This is a genomic window from uncultured Rikenella sp. (genome assembly GCF_948810725.1).
GTDB lineage: Bacteria > Bacteroidota > Bacteroidia > Bacteroidales > Rikenellaceae > Rikenella.
In genome coordinates this window covers 225532-241128 of record NZ_CAQIVA010000001.1, presented here as the reverse complement: position 1 = coordinate 241128, position 15597 = coordinate 225532, and the positions used below count along the sequence as shown (strand labels likewise).

13 protein-coding genes are annotated in these 15597 nt (G+C 56.2%); 5 read left to right on the top strand and 8 right to left on the bottom strand.

Annotated elements, in window-relative coordinates:
• Window positions 1-12: 12 nt before the first annotated feature.
• The 5 genes from Q9S52_RS01195 to Q9S52_RS01175 all read right to left on the bottom strand — a co-directional run bounded on the left by Q9S52_RS01195 (window position 13) and on the right by Q9S52_RS01175 (window position 5950).
• Window positions 13-1458 (bottom strand): TrkH family potassium uptake protein, encoded by a 1446-nt coding sequence (locus tag Q9S52_RS01195; protein ID WP_297624959.1) that lies wholly within the window; start codon window positions 1456-1458, stop codon window positions 13-15.
• On the bottom strand, window positions 1455-2210 hold the full coding sequence (locus tag Q9S52_RS01190; RefSeq protein WP_294591399.1) for a hypothetical protein: 756 nt from the start codon (window positions 2208-2210) through the stop codon (window positions 1455-1457). The genes Q9S52_RS01195 and Q9S52_RS01190 overlap by 4 nt, the downstream gene beginning before the upstream one ends.
• Before the next feature lie 55 nt (window positions 2211-2265).
• Entirely contained in the window at window positions 2266-2646 is a 381-nt protein-coding gene (locus tag Q9S52_RS01185; RefSeq protein ID WP_304707843.1) for a VOC family protein, read from the bottom strand.
• Window positions 2643-5369, bottom strand: coding sequence for an N-acetylmuramoyl-L-alanine amidase (locus Q9S52_RS01180; RefSeq protein ID WP_304707841.1), 2727 nt, complete (start codon window positions 5367-5369; stop codon window positions 2643-2645). Before Q9S52_RS01180 ends, Q9S52_RS01185 begins: the two co-directional genes overlap by 4 nt.
• Window positions 5370-5467: 98 nt before the next feature.
• Complete coding sequence (locus tag Q9S52_RS01175) at window positions 5468-5950, bottom strand: metallophosphoesterase (protein WP_297624950.1); 483 nt, start codon at window positions 5948-5950, stop codon at window positions 5468-5470.
• Window positions 5951-6015: 65 nt separating this feature from the next.
• On the opposite strand from Q9S52_RS01175, the gene Q9S52_RS01170 reads away from it, so the two are divergent.
• The 5 genes from Q9S52_RS01170 to Q9S52_RS01150 all read left to right on the top strand — a co-directional run bounded on the left by Q9S52_RS01170 (window position 6016) and on the right by Q9S52_RS01150 (window position 11485).
• Window positions 6016-7293 (top strand): replication-associated recombination protein A, encoded by a 1278-nt coding sequence (locus Q9S52_RS01170; RefSeq protein ID WP_304707994.1) that lies wholly within the window; start codon window positions 6016-6018, stop codon window positions 7291-7293.
• Window positions 7294-7440: 147 nt separating this feature from the next.
• Entirely contained in the window at window positions 7441-8217 is a 777-nt protein-coding gene (kdsA, locus tag Q9S52_RS01165) for a 3-deoxy-8-phosphooctulonate synthase (protein ID WP_304707993.1), read from the top strand.
• 28 nt (window positions 8218-8245) lie between these two features.
• Complete coding sequence (locus Q9S52_RS01160) at window positions 8246-8950, top strand: hypothetical protein (protein WP_304707838.1); 705 nt, start codon at window positions 8246-8248, stop codon at window positions 8948-8950.
• The gene (locus tag Q9S52_RS01155; RefSeq protein WP_304707836.1) at window positions 8886-10817 is read left to right on the top strand and encodes a hypothetical protein; all 1932 of its coding nucleotides are present in this window, start codon (window positions 8886-8888) and stop codon (window positions 10815-10817) included. Before Q9S52_RS01160 ends, Q9S52_RS01155 begins: the two co-directional genes overlap by 65 nt.
• Before the next feature lie 74 nt (window positions 10818-10891).
• Complete coding sequence (locus Q9S52_RS01150) at window positions 10892-11485, top strand: peroxiredoxin (protein ID WP_297624942.1); 594 nt, start codon at window positions 10892-10894, stop codon at window positions 11483-11485.
• Window positions 11486-11831: 346 nt separating this feature from the next.
• Here the strand turns inward: Q9S52_RS01150 and Q9S52_RS01145 are convergent, their stop codons facing one another.
• Genes Q9S52_RS01145 through Q9S52_RS01135 form a run of 3 tightly spaced genes read right to left on the bottom strand, consistent with a single transcriptional unit; the run spans window position 11832 to window position 15546 of the window.
• Complete coding sequence (locus Q9S52_RS01145) at window positions 11832-13586, bottom strand: acyl-CoA dehydrogenase family protein (protein ID WP_304707833.1); 1755 nt, start codon at window positions 13584-13586, stop codon at window positions 11832-11834.
• Between the two features lie 17 nt (window positions 13587-13603).
• Window positions 13604-14623 (bottom strand): electron transfer flavoprotein subunit alpha/FixB family protein, encoded by a 1020-nt coding sequence (locus tag Q9S52_RS01140; protein ID WP_304707831.1) that lies wholly within the window; start codon window positions 14621-14623, stop codon window positions 13604-13606.
• A 38-nt stretch (window positions 14624-14661) separates the two neighbouring features.
• Window positions 14662-15546 carry an electron transfer flavoprotein subunit beta/FixA family protein gene (locus tag Q9S52_RS01135; RefSeq protein WP_297624932.1) on the bottom strand — a complete coding sequence of 295 codons (885 nt, stop codon included), beginning with the start codon at window positions 15544-15546 and terminating at the stop codon, window positions 14662-14664.
• Between the last annotated feature and the right edge of the window lie 51 nt (window positions 15547-15597).

Genomic DNA, 15597 nt, shown 5'->3' with positions numbered 1-15597 from the left:
ATATTATTCCGGTCATTTCCAACTGCGAAGCATGAAAATATGGATGAATCCGAAAAATTCCAGACGCCCGAAGAGCATCAGCCCCGTCAGGAGCCATTTGGCTGCCGCGGGCAATGCGCCGAAGTTGTCGAGGTTGCTGATTTTGCCGAATCCGGGCCCGACGTTGCTCAGGCTGGAGATCACGGCGGTGAAGCTGGTCAGCAGGTCGAGGTTCATGGCCGTAAGCAGCACGGTGCCTCCCAGCGCGCTCAACAGGTAGATGACGACCAGCAGGATGGCGGCATTGATCATGCCGTCGTCCTGTGTGACGCCGTTCTGTTTGATGCGGATCACGGCGTTCGGATGTTGCAGCTTCAGCATCCGTGCGCGGATCGCTTTGAACATCAGCAGCACCCGGTCGGCTTTGATCCCTCCGGAGGTCGACCCGGCCATCGAACACTGGATCATGCAGTAGATGATGGTAATAATGGCCAGCGGAGGCCACAAGGCATCGCTGGCCGAAGCGAATCCGGTCGTCGTGATGTGCGAAACGACCTGAAAGGTTCCGTATCGGATCGCCTCGCCGAAGGTCGGATAGTTGTGATTCATCAGCAGTCCGGCCGCCACGATGGCGGTGCAGATGACGATCGAGAGGATATAGAATCGCGTGACTTCCGACCGGAAAATGTTGTTGCGTTTGCCGCATATCGTGGCATAGACCAGCCCCATGTGTATCCCGGAGACGACCATGAAGAACATGACGATTATTTCGATCACCACACTGTGATAGTACATGATGCTCTGATTCCGGATACAGAATCCGCCGGTGGCGACCGTGGAGAAGGAGTTGGTCACGGCGTCGAACGGCTCCATGCCGACGAGCATCAAGGCCGCGGTTTCGCACAGGGTCAGTCCGGCGTAGATGAAGACGATGATTTTCAGGATCTTTTTCGTGGTGTACCGGAAGTTGTCTTTGGCCATCATCGACATCTCGGCGCTCGTCAGGCTCATCTTCATCCGCCCCATCGAGGGCAGAATCACCAGGGCGAAGAGAACGACGCCCACGCCGCCGACCCAGTGGGTCGAGGCACGCCAGAACAAAAGGCCTTTGGGCAACGCCTCGACGTCGCTCAAAATGGTCGCTCCGGTGGTGGTGAATCCCGATGTGCTTTCGAACCAGGCGTTGGTCGGGGAAAATTCGCCGCCCCAGATCAGATAAGGCAGCATGCCCAGCAGGCAAGACATCACCCACGCCATCGTCACGATCACGTAGCTCTCTTTATTCGAGAGGTTGTTGTCGTTCGGTACGAAGATCAGGGGGAACGAACCGATGATCGAGGTGATGAGGAAGCTGACCAGCAAGGGATAGAACCCTGTGTCGAGGCCGTTGAACAGCGAGATCAGGGCGGAGATCAGCATGAATGCGGCGTTGAACAGCAGCACCAGTCCGACATAGCGTATGACGACTCCGAATTTCATCGTTCTCCGTCTTGTTTCATCTTTTTGTGGGCCGAAACCAGAGCGGCGATGTTCTCCCGCAGGGTGTTGATCTCATCCTGCGTGGCGACGTTCACGGCGAACGGCAGGCGCGAATCGACGTATCCTTTCAGTGCGCGCGTGATCCGAAGCACCGGGTCGAGAAAGTAGCTGTTCAGCATGAAATAGAAGACGAGCAGCAGCAGAATCCCGCCGCCCAGGGCAATGATCCCGACCATCGAAGCCCGATAGGCGTTCCGTTCCAGTTGTGCCGTGTAGTCGATCGTGCGCTGCTGGATTTGCACGATAAACTCTTTGATGGCGTGGGTCAGGTTGTAGTACGAGGTTTTGTAGACGTCCGTAAACCAGGTGATGTCGGTCGTATCGCTGGCCTGAGCGACGATGCTGTTGTAGTAGCGCGCCGCCGTCCGGATACTCTCCAGCTGCGACGGGTCGCGGAAATCGGCTCCCGCGCTTTGCAAGGCCTGTTCGAAGTCCCGGTTGCTTTTGACCAGCATGGAGTCGTAAACGACCCCCAGTTTGCGGTTGGTGATCCGAAGCAGAAGTGCCGTATTTTGTTCCTGTACGGCGTCGAGCATCTCTTTCGACCGTTCGATACAGTTCTGGCTCCGCTCCAGCAGGTTGTGCGTCGTGCGGTTGAAGCGCACCAGTTCGAGCGACGAGATGATGCCGGACAGAAACAGCAGAATGCCGATGGCCGTGAAGCCCAGGCGGATTTTATGTTTGACCCCCATGTGTTTTTATCGTTCAGCTAAGCGACTGTAAAAGTAGCTTTTTTTTTCGTTCGGTTCAAGCGCAGATTTCGACCGGATTTCCTTCCGGGTCTGCCACCGAGCTTTCGTAGAATCCGTCGCCGGTTCTACGGGGTTCGGAGAGAATCCGATAACCGTCCTTTCTTAAACGTTCGGTTAAGGCGTGTACCGCCTCCTCGGAGCCTAAGGTAAAGGAGATATGGCACCAGCCGAGAAGCGGTGTTGCGGCTCGTTCGCCGACTTGCGTGCTCCGCATGATTTCGAGTGCCGCATCGCCGTCGAAGCGGATGAAATAGGACTCGAAACCCTTGGCCGGATTCACGTATTTCGGGCCGCTTCGCCCGTTGAAATAGGTTTCGTAAAAGGTGCGCATGGCCTCCAGATCGGCGCACCACAATGCGGCATGTCCCAGTCTCATGGCGTGGTGATTATGTGTTGAAATAAACTTTGTAAAGCGTTCTTTTCCAAGTATTCGACCGGAAAGCCGAGCAGGATGGTTTTCCCGTTTCGCATGCCGCTCGTCGGCCAATCTTCCGAAGCGATCGGATGGCCTCCCTCCGTCGGCTGCAACCGGTCGAAGGTCGGAGTAAAGTAACGATCTGCCCGTCTGGGTAGCGGATTGGGGATCGTTTCGGCGAGGCCGTAGCCCAAGCCTTTCCGCATCTCGGCCGAAACGTCCGGATCGCAGCCGAGGTAACTGCCGGAGATCAAAAGCGGAATCGAATCTTTAGCTGTCTGCTGCAACTTATTGTATAACAGCTTGTCGAAAATTCGATAGCGTTTCGGATAGTTCCGCTGTGCACCCAGAATCAAATCGACCAGTCGGTAGTCGGAGAGTCGGATTTGCCGACGGGCGAAAGCCTTTCGGGAACAACTCGTGAACGAGTAACCGGCAGCCAGCAAGGCTTCGCCGTGCACAGCCGGATAGTCGAAGGAGTTGCCGCCTGCTCCGTGCGGATACCACGTTTCGGAAGAGCCGCCCCAGCCGGGTCGGTCGTTCTCTTCGAAAGCCGAGAAAGGGTCGAAATCGACCTGCGGCCCCACGATCGAAAGGTCGTTCCGGTAGGGAACGCCCGGGTCGGACTCCAAATCGAATCCCAACAATTTGCCCGACTTGTTGTCTCGGCGTAATCCCGGCGGACTGAGCCGGGTGAAGCCGTTCACCACCAGTGCCCTGCCCTGCTCCGTCGGGCTCAGGCCCACCGACACGATCTCGCTCGGAAAACTCTCGCCCCCTTCATTGATGGCCGTAATCCGGAAGCTGTAAACGCGTCCGTCCCGCGGTATCGACAACTCGATCCGGGCCGTACGTGTTTCGAAACCCTCATCGAATGCCCCGTCGCTGCCGATGCGCCGATAGACTCGGTACCGATTCGGAACGGCTGTCGTTTCGAGCGGGTCGACGGTGGGGCTCCATCCGATCCGCACGGAGTCGCCGCCCGCCCATTCGGTATAGAGCGACGAGGGCGGCAGCGGCTGGACGACATACCGCCGGCCGTAACGGTCGGCCAGAAAGCGCAACAGTCCTTTGTAAATCGCTCGCGCCATGTCGAACCGGAAGGTCGGATCCATTGCCAGAGCCATATCTGCGGCGTTTTGGTGCGAGAACATTTCGATCAGCGTGGCCGGCATATCCGGCCGCGAAATCTCAGCGTAACTTTTGTCGTAGATCGCGCGACGCGTCCAATGCGGCTCATGCCGTGTCCGCAGATCGCTCACGATTTGGGTCTGTACCAGGTCGGCCAGGTCGCGCGCCGCCAGTTTGCTCTTTCCGTTCCGGTATTGCGCCTTCGTCCGGTTCGTATAATGGATAGAGAGGGTGCCGATGATCGAGTCGCAGATGCCGGCGTCCGTGTGCAGGCCGATCGCCGCATCCAGAGGGATGTTTTTTTGGTAGCGGATGTAGTTGCACCAGTCGCCGTTTCCCTTGAAGTTATCGATGTAGTCGAGCTGTTTACCCTCTTCGTTTTCAGGGGATAAGGTCTCCTGTGCATAGATCGAGTCCGGTACGCCGCTGTATTGCATCCAGTAGCGGGCCGCTTCGGCATAGCGTGCCACGCCGCTGGTCGTTCCGCCGCGTCGAATGTTGCCCAGTCCGCCGCCGATTTTCACGGCGTCGGCGGTCAGTGTCCCCGTAGTCGCCTTTTCCGGTGCGCTCAGTACGATTTTCGAGGCGCTGTCGAGGTCGAATCGCCCCAGCCAAACCCACGTCGAGCCGCCGATTCGCTGATTGACTTCGAATTCGGCCTGCCCTCCGGCGTGAAAGACCGTGTAACGGGCGTTCGTCAGGTTGGTGGGGAGGGCTTTCCAGCTGACATAGACTCCGTAATTCCCCGGCCGATCTAAAGCGATACGATAGGTTAAGTGTGGCTTGAATTGAGCCGAGATATCGGCCTTTAATACGGTGCCTTGACGAAATGGATTTTGGTGATCTAAGGTGTCTGAAACGGCAAATCCGAAATTCGTTTTTTCCCACTTGCCGACCGTGTCGATTTCCCGGCCCTCCTGTGTCGGATCATCGTTGTCGAGGATGATCTCTGCAGGTTGCGGATCGCGTTCGCGGGCCATCACCACGACTGCGCCTGCCCGCTCCAGCATCGGAGCCAGATAACGCGAGGCGAACTCCTGTGTATTGAGGTCTTCGATGGTGGTGAACAGCGGAGCGCGCTGCCAGAGCCAGGCGGAATCCCCCTCTTCCTGATAGTATTTTCCGTGGCCTCCCCACAAGGCGATGTGCCGTCCGCCCAATCCGAGGCTGTACCCCGAGCGATCGGCACGACGGGTCAGCGGGCGAATGTGGATCGGCGTGCTCGCCCGTTTCGGATCGCGCCCCTCTTTCGGACGGAAAGCATTGGGAATGAATCGTTCGGCAGGAATTTTATAGGCGAAGAAACGCACGTCGCAGTTCTGATACCCTGCCCCTAAAGTTTCCCGTACAGCGTCGGCCCATTGTCCGAGCAACTCCTGTCGGATGGCGATCTGTGCCAGCCCCACATTGCAATAGAGCTCCAGCCGCTTTTTATCAGGACTCAATTTCACCCGCTCCAGCACGACGCTCCGTACCGATTCGCTGCGCCACGGGTCGAACAGGGAGGGGCGCTTGCCGAGTTTTTTCAGGATGTTCTGCTGTTCGATTTTCAATTCCGCCGCCGAAAGAGTTGGTTCTGATAAAGAGGAGAAAGCGACTGAAATCGAGCCGAATAGTAAACCGACTAATAATAGAAAAAATCTTCTCATCGTCAGAACTCGCCGACCTCCACCTCGGTCACTCGGTCGCCGTCGACCGCGAAACGCAGAGCGGTGCGAATTCCCTGATAACCATATCCGGCCGCCCCCGGATTCATATGCAATAGATGGTACTTTTTGTCGTTTATTACTTTGAGTATGTGCGAGTGGCCGCTGATGAAGAGGTCGGGGTGGATCCGCTCGATCCACATCCGGGCTTCGGGCTCGTAACGGCCCGGATAGCCGCCGATATGGGTCATCATGACGCTCAGATTCTCGCACACGATGTGCTGGAATTTCGGATAGACGGTCCGCACGCGGTGGTCGTCGATATTGCCGTAGACGGCTTTCAGGGGGCGGAAAGCGGCTATCTCGTCGGCCAGCTCCAGCGAACCGATGTCGCCGGCATGCCAAATCTCGCTCACCGGATCGAGAAAATGCCTGATTTTATCGTCGAACGTTCCGTGCGTGTCGGAAATCAATCCTATCTTGATCATACGGAGTGGTGCTATTGCGCACCAAAGTTATAATAATTTGAGAAACCGAAGTATCTTTGTATATCATGACGAGCAGCATACCATTAGCGGAACGGATGCGTCCCACGACGTTGGAGCAGTATATCGGTCAGACCCATCTGGTCGGGCCGGAGGGGGTGTTGCGCAAACTGGTGGCGTCGCGGAACCTTTCCTCCTTCATTCTGTGGGGGCCTCCGGGGGTGGGCAAGACGACGCTGGCGCAGATTATGGCCCGGTCGCTGGAACGTAAGTTTTTTACACTCAGTGCAATCAATGCGGGGGTGAAGGAGGTGCGCGAGGTGTTGGAGAAGGCGAAGTCGAGCCGATTTTTCGACTCGGCGCCTCCAGTGCTGTTCATCGATGAAATCCATCGATTCAACAAGGCACAGCAGGACTCGTTGCTCGGGGCTGTCGAGCAGGGAGTGGTGACGCTGATCGGGGCGACGACCGAGAATCCGTCGTTCGAGGTGATCCGGCCGCTGCTTTCGCGGTGTCAGGTCTATATCCTCAAACCGTTGGCAGAGGATGATTTGCGCGTGTTACTTGACCGGGTGATTAAGGAGGATATCTGCCTCAAGGAGCGGGAGATTCGGATCGAAGAGACGGGGGCATTGTTCGCTTTCAGCGGCGGCGATGCGCGGAAGCTGTTGAATATCGTTGATATGCTGTGCGGGATGGCGGAGGAAGAGGCACCGATCGTGATCAACGACGAGACGGTGCGGGGGGCTTTGCAACAGAATGTCGCCCGGTACGATAAGGGGGGCGAGGAGCATTACGATGTCATTTCGGCTTTTATCAAGAGTGTGCGGGGAAGCGATCCTAATGCGGCGATTTACTATTTGGCACGGATGTTGGCAGGGGGTGAAGAGCCGCGGTTTATCGCCCGGCGTTTGTGTATACTGGCTTCGGAGGATATCGGGCTGGCCAATCCGAACGCGCTGTTGCTGGCTGAGGCCTGTTTCAATACGGTGCACAACATCGGGATGCCGGAGGCGAGGATTACGCTGGCGCAGGCGACGATCTACCTGGCCACTTCGCCGAAGAGCAACTCGGCTTACATGGCGATCAACAAGGCTTTGGCGCAGGTCGAACGGGAGGGCTATCGACCGGTGCCGTTGCACTTGCGGAACGCCCCTACCCCGCTGATGGAGAAGGCGGGATATGGGACGGGCTATAAATATGCACATGACTATCCGGGCCATTTCGTGGAGTTGGAATTCATGCCGGAGGGGCTTTCGGGGACGAGGTTTTGGGAGCCGGGCGAAAATCCGGCTGAGGAGAAGCTGAAAGCGCGGATGGAGGAGTTGTGGGGCGGGAAATATTAGCCGCGAGGCTTGGATTTCGCGGGAAAACGGTTAAATTTACAGAAAAAAGCGACATTTATGACCATGCACTGTTGTCGGAACAAGGCCGACGAGGCGGATATTCGGGTAGAGATTCCCGGTTTTACGACGGAGGATAAAAAACGGGGAATGTTTTTTCTGATGGGTGGGCCGTGTGTGGTGGAGAGCGAGGCGATCGTTATGGAGATTGCCGGCCGGATGGTGGAGATTACCTCGCGGCTGGGAATTCCGTACATTTTCAAGGCTTCGTATCGGAAAGCCAATCGCAGCCGGTCGGACTCTTTTACCGGCATCGGCGATATCCGGGCGTTGGAGCTGTTGGCCAAGGTGCGGCGGGAGTTTCATGTGCCGGTGGTGACCGACATTCATAATCCGGAGGAGGCGGCGATGGCGGCGGAGTATGCGGATGTGCTCCAGATTCCGGCTTTCCTCTGTCGGCAGACGGATCTGCTGACCGCGGCCGGAGAGACCGGACGGTGGGTCAATATCAAGAAGGGGCAGTTTTTGGCTCCCGAATCGATGGCTTTTGCCGCGGCGAAGATTACCGAGACGGGAAACGACCGGGTGATGCTGACTGACCGGGGTACTTCGTTCGGGTACTACGACCTCGTGGTGGACTATCGGGGAATACCGATCATGCAACAGACGGGATTTCCGGTGGTGGTGGATATCACCCACTCGTTGCAGCAGCCCAATCAGAGCAGCGGGGTGACGGGCGGACAGCCGGAGATGATCGAAACGATCGCCCGGGCGGCGATTGCGGTGGGGGCGGACGGCTTGTTCGTCGAGACGCATCCGAATCCGGCACAGGCTTTGTCGGACGGGGCCAATATGCTGGCGCTGGATCGGATGGAGGGAATGCTGGAGCGGCTGGTGGCGTTGCGAAACATCGTCCTCTCGTTTTAATCACCAAGCAGGATTTCAAATTCACCGTATGGAAGAGAATCAGACGGCGAAACCCGCCGGAAAACGCGAACAGATCGTAAAGACACTGAAGACCAAGTCGGTGCTCTTGCAGCAGATTTTCGACAACACGCAGCAGGTTTTCGGACAACTCAAGGAGATTTTGCAGGAATACGCCGTCGAGGTAAACGAACAGCTCGAAGGGGCTTCCGACCGGCGTATCAAGCTGGAGTACCGGGATCGGGGAAAGTTCGAGGCGCAGCTTCAGCTGGCCGGCGACATCCTGATCTTCAGCATGCACACCAATGTCTTCCAGTTCGAGCGGGAAAACATTATCTGGCAGAACTCTTATGTGAAGCAGGATAAGCAGAATGCTTATTGCGGGGTGATCAACATCTACAACTTCCTTTCGGACTCGTTCCGGTACAACCGGTCGGCGGACGAGGGCTATCTCGTGGCGCGGATCTTTATCAATCGCGATTTCCAGTACATGGTCGAAGGGAAACGGCAGGTGACCTATCGGCACGACAATTTCGGACAGGGGGCTATTACGCCGGATGCCCTGACCGAGATTATCGAGAGCACCATGGCTTATACCCTGGACTTCGATCTTCTGGTGCCGCCTTACGACACGGTCAAACTGGTGACGGTTGACCAGATGAATACCAAAATTGAGAACTCGAAACTCCAGACGGGGAAACGAATGGGGTATCAGTTCCGGTCGGACGATGTGTAATGGGAAACATATCGTTCTCTTTCTCTCGATCGCTCTTTTCGGAGTAGCTGTTCCTGCCTCTCGCGGACAGCTTCCGCCGCATTATACGAACCAATTGCATGCCGACACGGCCATCGTGCCGATCAACTATCGGGAACAGAGCGCCCGGTCGGATGCTTTCTATGACACGCTGCGGCTGCGGAAATACAAGAATGCTTTCACACGCTTTTTGTTCCGTTCGCTCATCCGGGGGCGAAACAGCAGCGATGAGGGGACTCCCTCGCTCGACTTCAAACAGAATCGAGACTACTTCGAACTCTTTGCCGGAAAAAGAATCACCGGCATTCATTGGACGTTGGCCAACGTCTTCTCGCCGCGCGATACGACACGCAACGTGAGTTGGCTGCAACGGACGATCGACAAAATCCACATCCAGACCAAACCGCGCCAATTGGCTCAGAACCTGCTTTTTCAGGTCGGCGATACGCTCAATCCGTATGTGCTGGGGATCAATGAAGAGTTGCTGCGTAGCCTGCCCAATCTGGCGACCGCCTATTTCGTCGTCATGCCCGACCGGAACGATTCGACGGGGGTGTCGATCCATATCTTTGCGCGCGATAACTGGTCGATCGGCGCGGATGTCAATTGGGGGAGTCGGGAGAAGAGCCTCTCGGTTTTCGACCGCAACTTTCTCGGAACGGGCGACGAATTGAAGTTGAAAGTAGCCGGCGACAAGCAGCTGAGCCGCTTCGGCTTCGGAGTCGAATACACGGCCCGAAATCTGTTGGGACATTTTACCGATGCAACCATCGGATTGGGGAGCGGAGGCGATCAGAATATGGCCCGCTTCGCCGTCGTTCATCCGTTTATTCTCCCCACGGGATGGGGGTTCGGCTTCACGGCCGATCGCACCTACCGCCGCGAAGAGATGACCCGGACGGATACGTCGCACTACATCGAACGGTTCTTCTTAGGCGGTTGGGGCGGCAGGTCGTGGTGTCTGAACTGGCGGAACGGGACGAACGTCTATGTGACGGCTTCGCTGGATCGGGAACGTTATCTTCAGCGGCCCGAGGTTTCGGAGACGCTGAATCCGTATTACCACCATTCGACGCAGTTTCTGGTCGGATTCGGTTTTTCGCGGCGGAACTATTTTCAGGGGAACATGATCTACGGATTCGGACGGACGGAGGACATCCCTTACGGTTTCCGGTTCGAGTTGGTCGGCGGACGGCAGTGGGAAGAGGAGCTCGGAGGGAGAGATTATTGGGGAGTTCGGGGCTATTGGGGCAACCTGATCCGGAACAGCTATCTGGAAGCGAGTCTGGCATTCGGTTCTTACTTCACCCGGAACTATCGGTTGCAACAGTCGGTGGCGACGGGGCATATCAAGTACTTCACGCCGTTGTTGCGGGTGCGTACCAGCTACATCCGGCAGTTCGGAACCCTGTCGGCGACCATGGGCTTTCATCGTCTGGAGGGCGAGCGCGAAGCGTTGCGGTACGAGAATCGTTGGGGGCGCGGAATTCGCGGACTCTCGGCCGATTGGCGGATGACGGGTTACAACCGGCTGACGATCGGTTCCGAGACGGTTGTCTTCACACCGCTGTTTCTGTACCATTTCCGATTCGCGTTTTTCCTCTGCGGCGATGTCGGATGGCTCGGATACGACAACAATCTGTTTCGCAACCGATTTACAGGAGCGATCGGCGCGGGGGTGCGGATTCGGAACGAACGGCTGATTTTCAACAACGTGGAGATTCGATTCGGGTATGCTTTCAACAGGCCGCCGGACGTGGGATATCGTAACTTCTCGATCTCTAGCGAGCCGGACTTCAAAGAGATCGATTTCGCCCCTGAGAAGCCGCAGGTGATTCCATATCGGTGATCTTTTCGACAGGGGCTCGATTCGTGGCATGAATTATGCACTCTTATCGACTACATACTTAAATTCTTGAAATCATGTCAGTATTAGTCGGTAGAAAGGCTCCGGTATTCCGGGCTACAGCGGTGGTAAACGGGAGCGAAATCGTCTCGGATTTTTCGTTGGAAACATATGCGGGTAAAAAGTACGTGCTGTTTTTCTTTTATCCGGCGGACTTCTCGGCAGTGTGCCCGACGGAGATTCTCGCTTTCCAGGAACGGATGGCGGAGTTCGACGAACGGAACGTGGCGGTAGTAGGCTGCTCGGGCGATTCGCAGTTCGTTCATCAGAAATGGCTGTCGATCCCGCTAAAACAAGGGGGGATCGAGGGGGTCAGGTATCCGTTGGTGGCCGATACGGCCAAGACGATTATGCAGCAGTACGATGTGCTGGCGGGCGATTATCTCTACAATGAGGAAGGCGAAGTGTCGTTCGAAGGGCCGGCGATGGCCTATCGGGGGAGTTTCCTGATCGACAAAAACGGAGTCGTGCGGCATCAGGTGGTGAACGACTTGCCGTTGAGCCGAAGCATAGACGAGACATTGCGGATGATTGACGCGCTGCAACATTTCGAAGAGTACGGCGAGGCGTGTCCGATCGATTGGCACAAGGGTGACAAGGGTATTAAATAATCATACTATTTTGGCACTTGTTCCTTAGTACTGTATGGAACTGTTCTCTTTCTGAAGAAAGAGAACCAGAAAGACTTCCGAGGATGCTTGCGCATCCTAACGCTATTTCGGTACAGTATCTGAACTTTTGACTTTTCGGGCCACGGAAAAGGGCGCGCTTGAGGCTATCAAAAACCTTAGCGCGCCCTTTTTTCTTGGCCCGAAGAACAAGAGGTTGAGAACCTTGTCCTCCGAATGGCTTTAAAGTGCGAAGCACTTTCGAAAGTTTCTTTGGTACTTTCTGTTCACAGAAAGTACAGTACCCGCCGTAGCTAAAGAACGGGTATGCAAAAAACAGTACGGTTAATTAAGCCTCGATCTTTTCGTCCAATACCATTTTGAAATACCCCAAGCTGTCCGGTTCGAACTCCCGGATGTAGCTCAGATGGGCATTGCACTTGGCCTGTCCCTCCTTGATGAAGGCGATGGCGGAGATGCGATAGCCCTCCCCTACTTCGGCATGGCCGGCCTGTTGCAGCAGGAGGTGTCCCATAATGATATAGCCTCCCATTTCGACTAAACGACGCGCATGGAAATCGAGCAGGTCGGCATCGCTTCCTTCCTTGGCCGAAGCCTCTTGCACCCGCTTCACCGCCTCTTCGTACTGCTCACGCAGAGTAACCAGCGTCCGATACTGTCCGTCGAGTTCCGACACCGGTTTGATCGCTTCGTAAGCCTGCATCTGCCCCAGCAACACGCCTGTCGTCACCCCGCGAATCGCCGCTACCACCTGCAACTGCGATGTCCCTTCATAGATGGTAGTGATACGTGCGTCCCGATAGATCCGTTCGATGGCGTAGTCTTTCATGAATCCCGAACCGCCATGAATCTGCAAGGCGTCGTAAGCCACGCTGTTGCTGTATTCCGACGAGAAGAGCTTCAAGAGCGGCGTATAAGCGTCCGCCAGCTTCTGATACTGCTTCATCTCCGTCCGTTCCTCCGGCGTCAGTTTCCGTTCTTTTTCGATGTGGAAATAGTTCTTATAGACATCCACGAACCGTGCCGTCTCGTACAGCAATGCCCGGGAGGCCTGCAACCGCGCTTTCATGTTGGTCAGTAGTTCGTAAACCGCCGAGAACTGAATGATCGGTTTACCGAACTGTTCCCGTTCGTTGGCATATTTCAACGCTTCGCGGTACGCCGCCTCCATAATCCCCACCGACTGCGCTCCGATCCCGAGCCGCGCCGAGTTCATCAACGCCATCACGTACTTGATGAGCCCCATCTTCCGATCGCCCACCAGCTTGGCCGGTGCGTTGGTGAAGACCAGTTCGCAGGTCGGCGAGCCGATAATCCCCAACTTATGCTCGATCCGCCGCACCTTGACCGCCATGTGTTTCTTGTCGTACACGAACAGCGACAAGCCCCGCGCATCGGTCGTCCCCTCTTCAGACCGGGCCAGCACCAGCGAAATATCTCCATCCCCATTCGTAATAAACCGTTTCACGCCGTTCAAGAGCCACTCGCCCGGCTTATCCGGATTGGGCGTCGCCTTGAGCATCACGGCCTGCAAATCAGACCCTGCATCCGGCTCGGTCAGGTCCATCGCCGCCGTCGCCCCTTGGTTAATCTGCGGCAGGAATTCTGCGTTAATTTCTTCGCTGGCAAACTCATGCAAGGTCTCCGCACAGTCCTGCAACCCCCAGATATTGCCGAATCCGGCATCGGCCCGGCTCACCAGTTCGCAGGTCATCACATACGGAACGAGCGGAAAATTCAGCCCTCCGAACCGTCGCGGCAGCGAAATTCCATAAACTCCCGCCTGCGTCAGCATATCGTGATTCTCCTGCGTCCCGCGCGCATAGATTACCCGGTCGTTCTCCACCCTCGGCCCCTCTTTGTCTACCGAGTCGGCGTTCACGGCAATCGTGTTCGCCGCCACATCGCCCACAATTTCCAGCACTTTCCGATAGCTGTCGATCGCATCCTCGAAGTCCACCGGCGCATATTCGTAGGTTGCTTTATCCCGGAACCCCTGCTCTTTGAGCTCCACGATCTTTTTCATCAGGGGGTGATCCAGATGAAACTGTATGTCTTTGTTGTCTAAGAAAAAGTTAGCCATATCTGTAAGTCCCTGAATTATTTGCTATTCTGCTTGTAATATTTGATCATCTTCGGAATCACGGCGTTCACGTCCCCGATAATCGCGTAGTCGGCGATTTTGTTGATCGGCGCCTCCGGATCGGTGTTGATCGAGATGACCATCGAACTGCCGTCCATCCCGGCCGTATGCTGAATCTGGCCCGAAATCCCACAGGCGATATAGAGTTTCGGCCGCACCGTCACCCCCGTCTGTCCGATCTGGCGTTCGTGTTCCGTAAACCCGGCATCCACCGCAGCGCGCGATGCTCCGACCTCAGCCCCCAACACTTCGGCCAGCTGATACAGCAGATCGAATCCCTCTTTCGACCCCATCCCGTAACCGCCGGCCACGATAATGGGCGAACCTTTGATGTCGATTTTCCGCTCTTCCATCTCGCGGGCGATGATCTTGACTGCAAAATCCCCGTCGCTCAGGAATTTTTTGTAGTCGATCGTTTTTATCTCCGCCGCCTTCGGATTCGCCACCGGCTCCATTTTCATCACCCCTTCGCGTACGGTCGCCATCTGGGGCCGATGATCCGGATTGATAATCGTGGCGATGATGTTCCCCCCGAACGCCGGTCGAATCTGGTAGAGCAGGTTTTTATACTCCTTTCCCGTCCTGGCCTCGCTGTGGTCGCCGATCTCCAGCGAGGTACAGTCGGCTGTCAAACCGCTGTGCAGTGCCGACGATACCCGCGGCGCCAAGTCCCGTCCGGTGCAAGTCGCCCCGAACAAAGCGATCTGCGGCTGCTCTTCCTTGAACACGCCGCAAATAATCGCCGCATGCGGCAGTGTCCGGAACGGGGCCAGCTCTGCTCCGTCCGCCACATGCACAACCTCCGCCCCATATTGGGCCAGCTGTTTTTCGATTCCGGCTAAGTTATGTCCGATGGTCAGTGCTTCGACCCGACATCCCAAGGTCTCGGCCAAAGCCCGAGCCTTGGTCAGCAGTTCAAGCGAAACGTCGGCGACTTTGCCGTCTTCAATCTCGCAGTAAACGAATATATTGTTCATGAGAATTTCAGTTGGTGGTTTGATTTAGGTGAACAGGATTAACCGATTGTGTGCGAAGCGATCAGTTCTTTGATCAGCCCTTCGATATCGGTATCGCTTCCGGTCAGATGCTTCGCCTCTTTGGCCTGAAAGACAATATTTTCAATGGTCTTGACCTTGGTCGGCGATCCGCTCAGGCCGAGCGATTCCGGTTCGGCGTCCACGTCGCTCGCCCCCCACTCCGGAATGCAGAGGTAGCACCGGTCTTTGTGCAAAGCCATGTAGTAGTCTTCCTGCTGCTCCTGCACTTCGCTCACCGTCCGGGCGTGTTTGTATTTCATCACCATCTTGGCGTTCCGCGGCCGACACGCCGGTGCGCTGGCATTAACGGTCACTACCCCCGGCAGTTTCATCGTAACGGTCTCCACGCCGCGTTCCAAACGTCGGCGGATGGTAATCTCGCCGGCCTGCAAGTCGATCTTATCCACCGCTTCGGCATAAGTCACCTGCGGCAAACCCAACTTCTCGGCCACCTGCGGCCCCACCTGTGCCGTGTCGCCGTCGATAGCCTGCCGACCGGCAATGATCAGGTCGGGATTCAGTTTCCGAATGGCGCACGAGAGCGTATAACTGGTCGCCAGCGTATCCGCCCCGGCAAATTTCCGGTCGGTGAGCAACACCCCGCCGTCCGCTCCGCGAAACATCGCTTCGCGAATCACTTCCGCCGCCCGAAAAGGCCCCATGGTCAGAACCGTAACGGTCGATTTCGGATGTCGATCCTTGATGCGCAATGCCAACTCCAGCGCATTCAAATCCTCCGGGTTGAAGATAGCGGCCAGCGCCGCCCGATTCACCGTCCCGTCGGCTTTCATGGCATCTTTGCCTACGTTCCGTGTGTCGGGAACCTGCTTGGCAAGTACGACTATTTTTAGGGTATCATTCATAAAATGAAAGGTTTGGGTTTATTTATTTCATGTTTAACTTTCGCCCGGGGA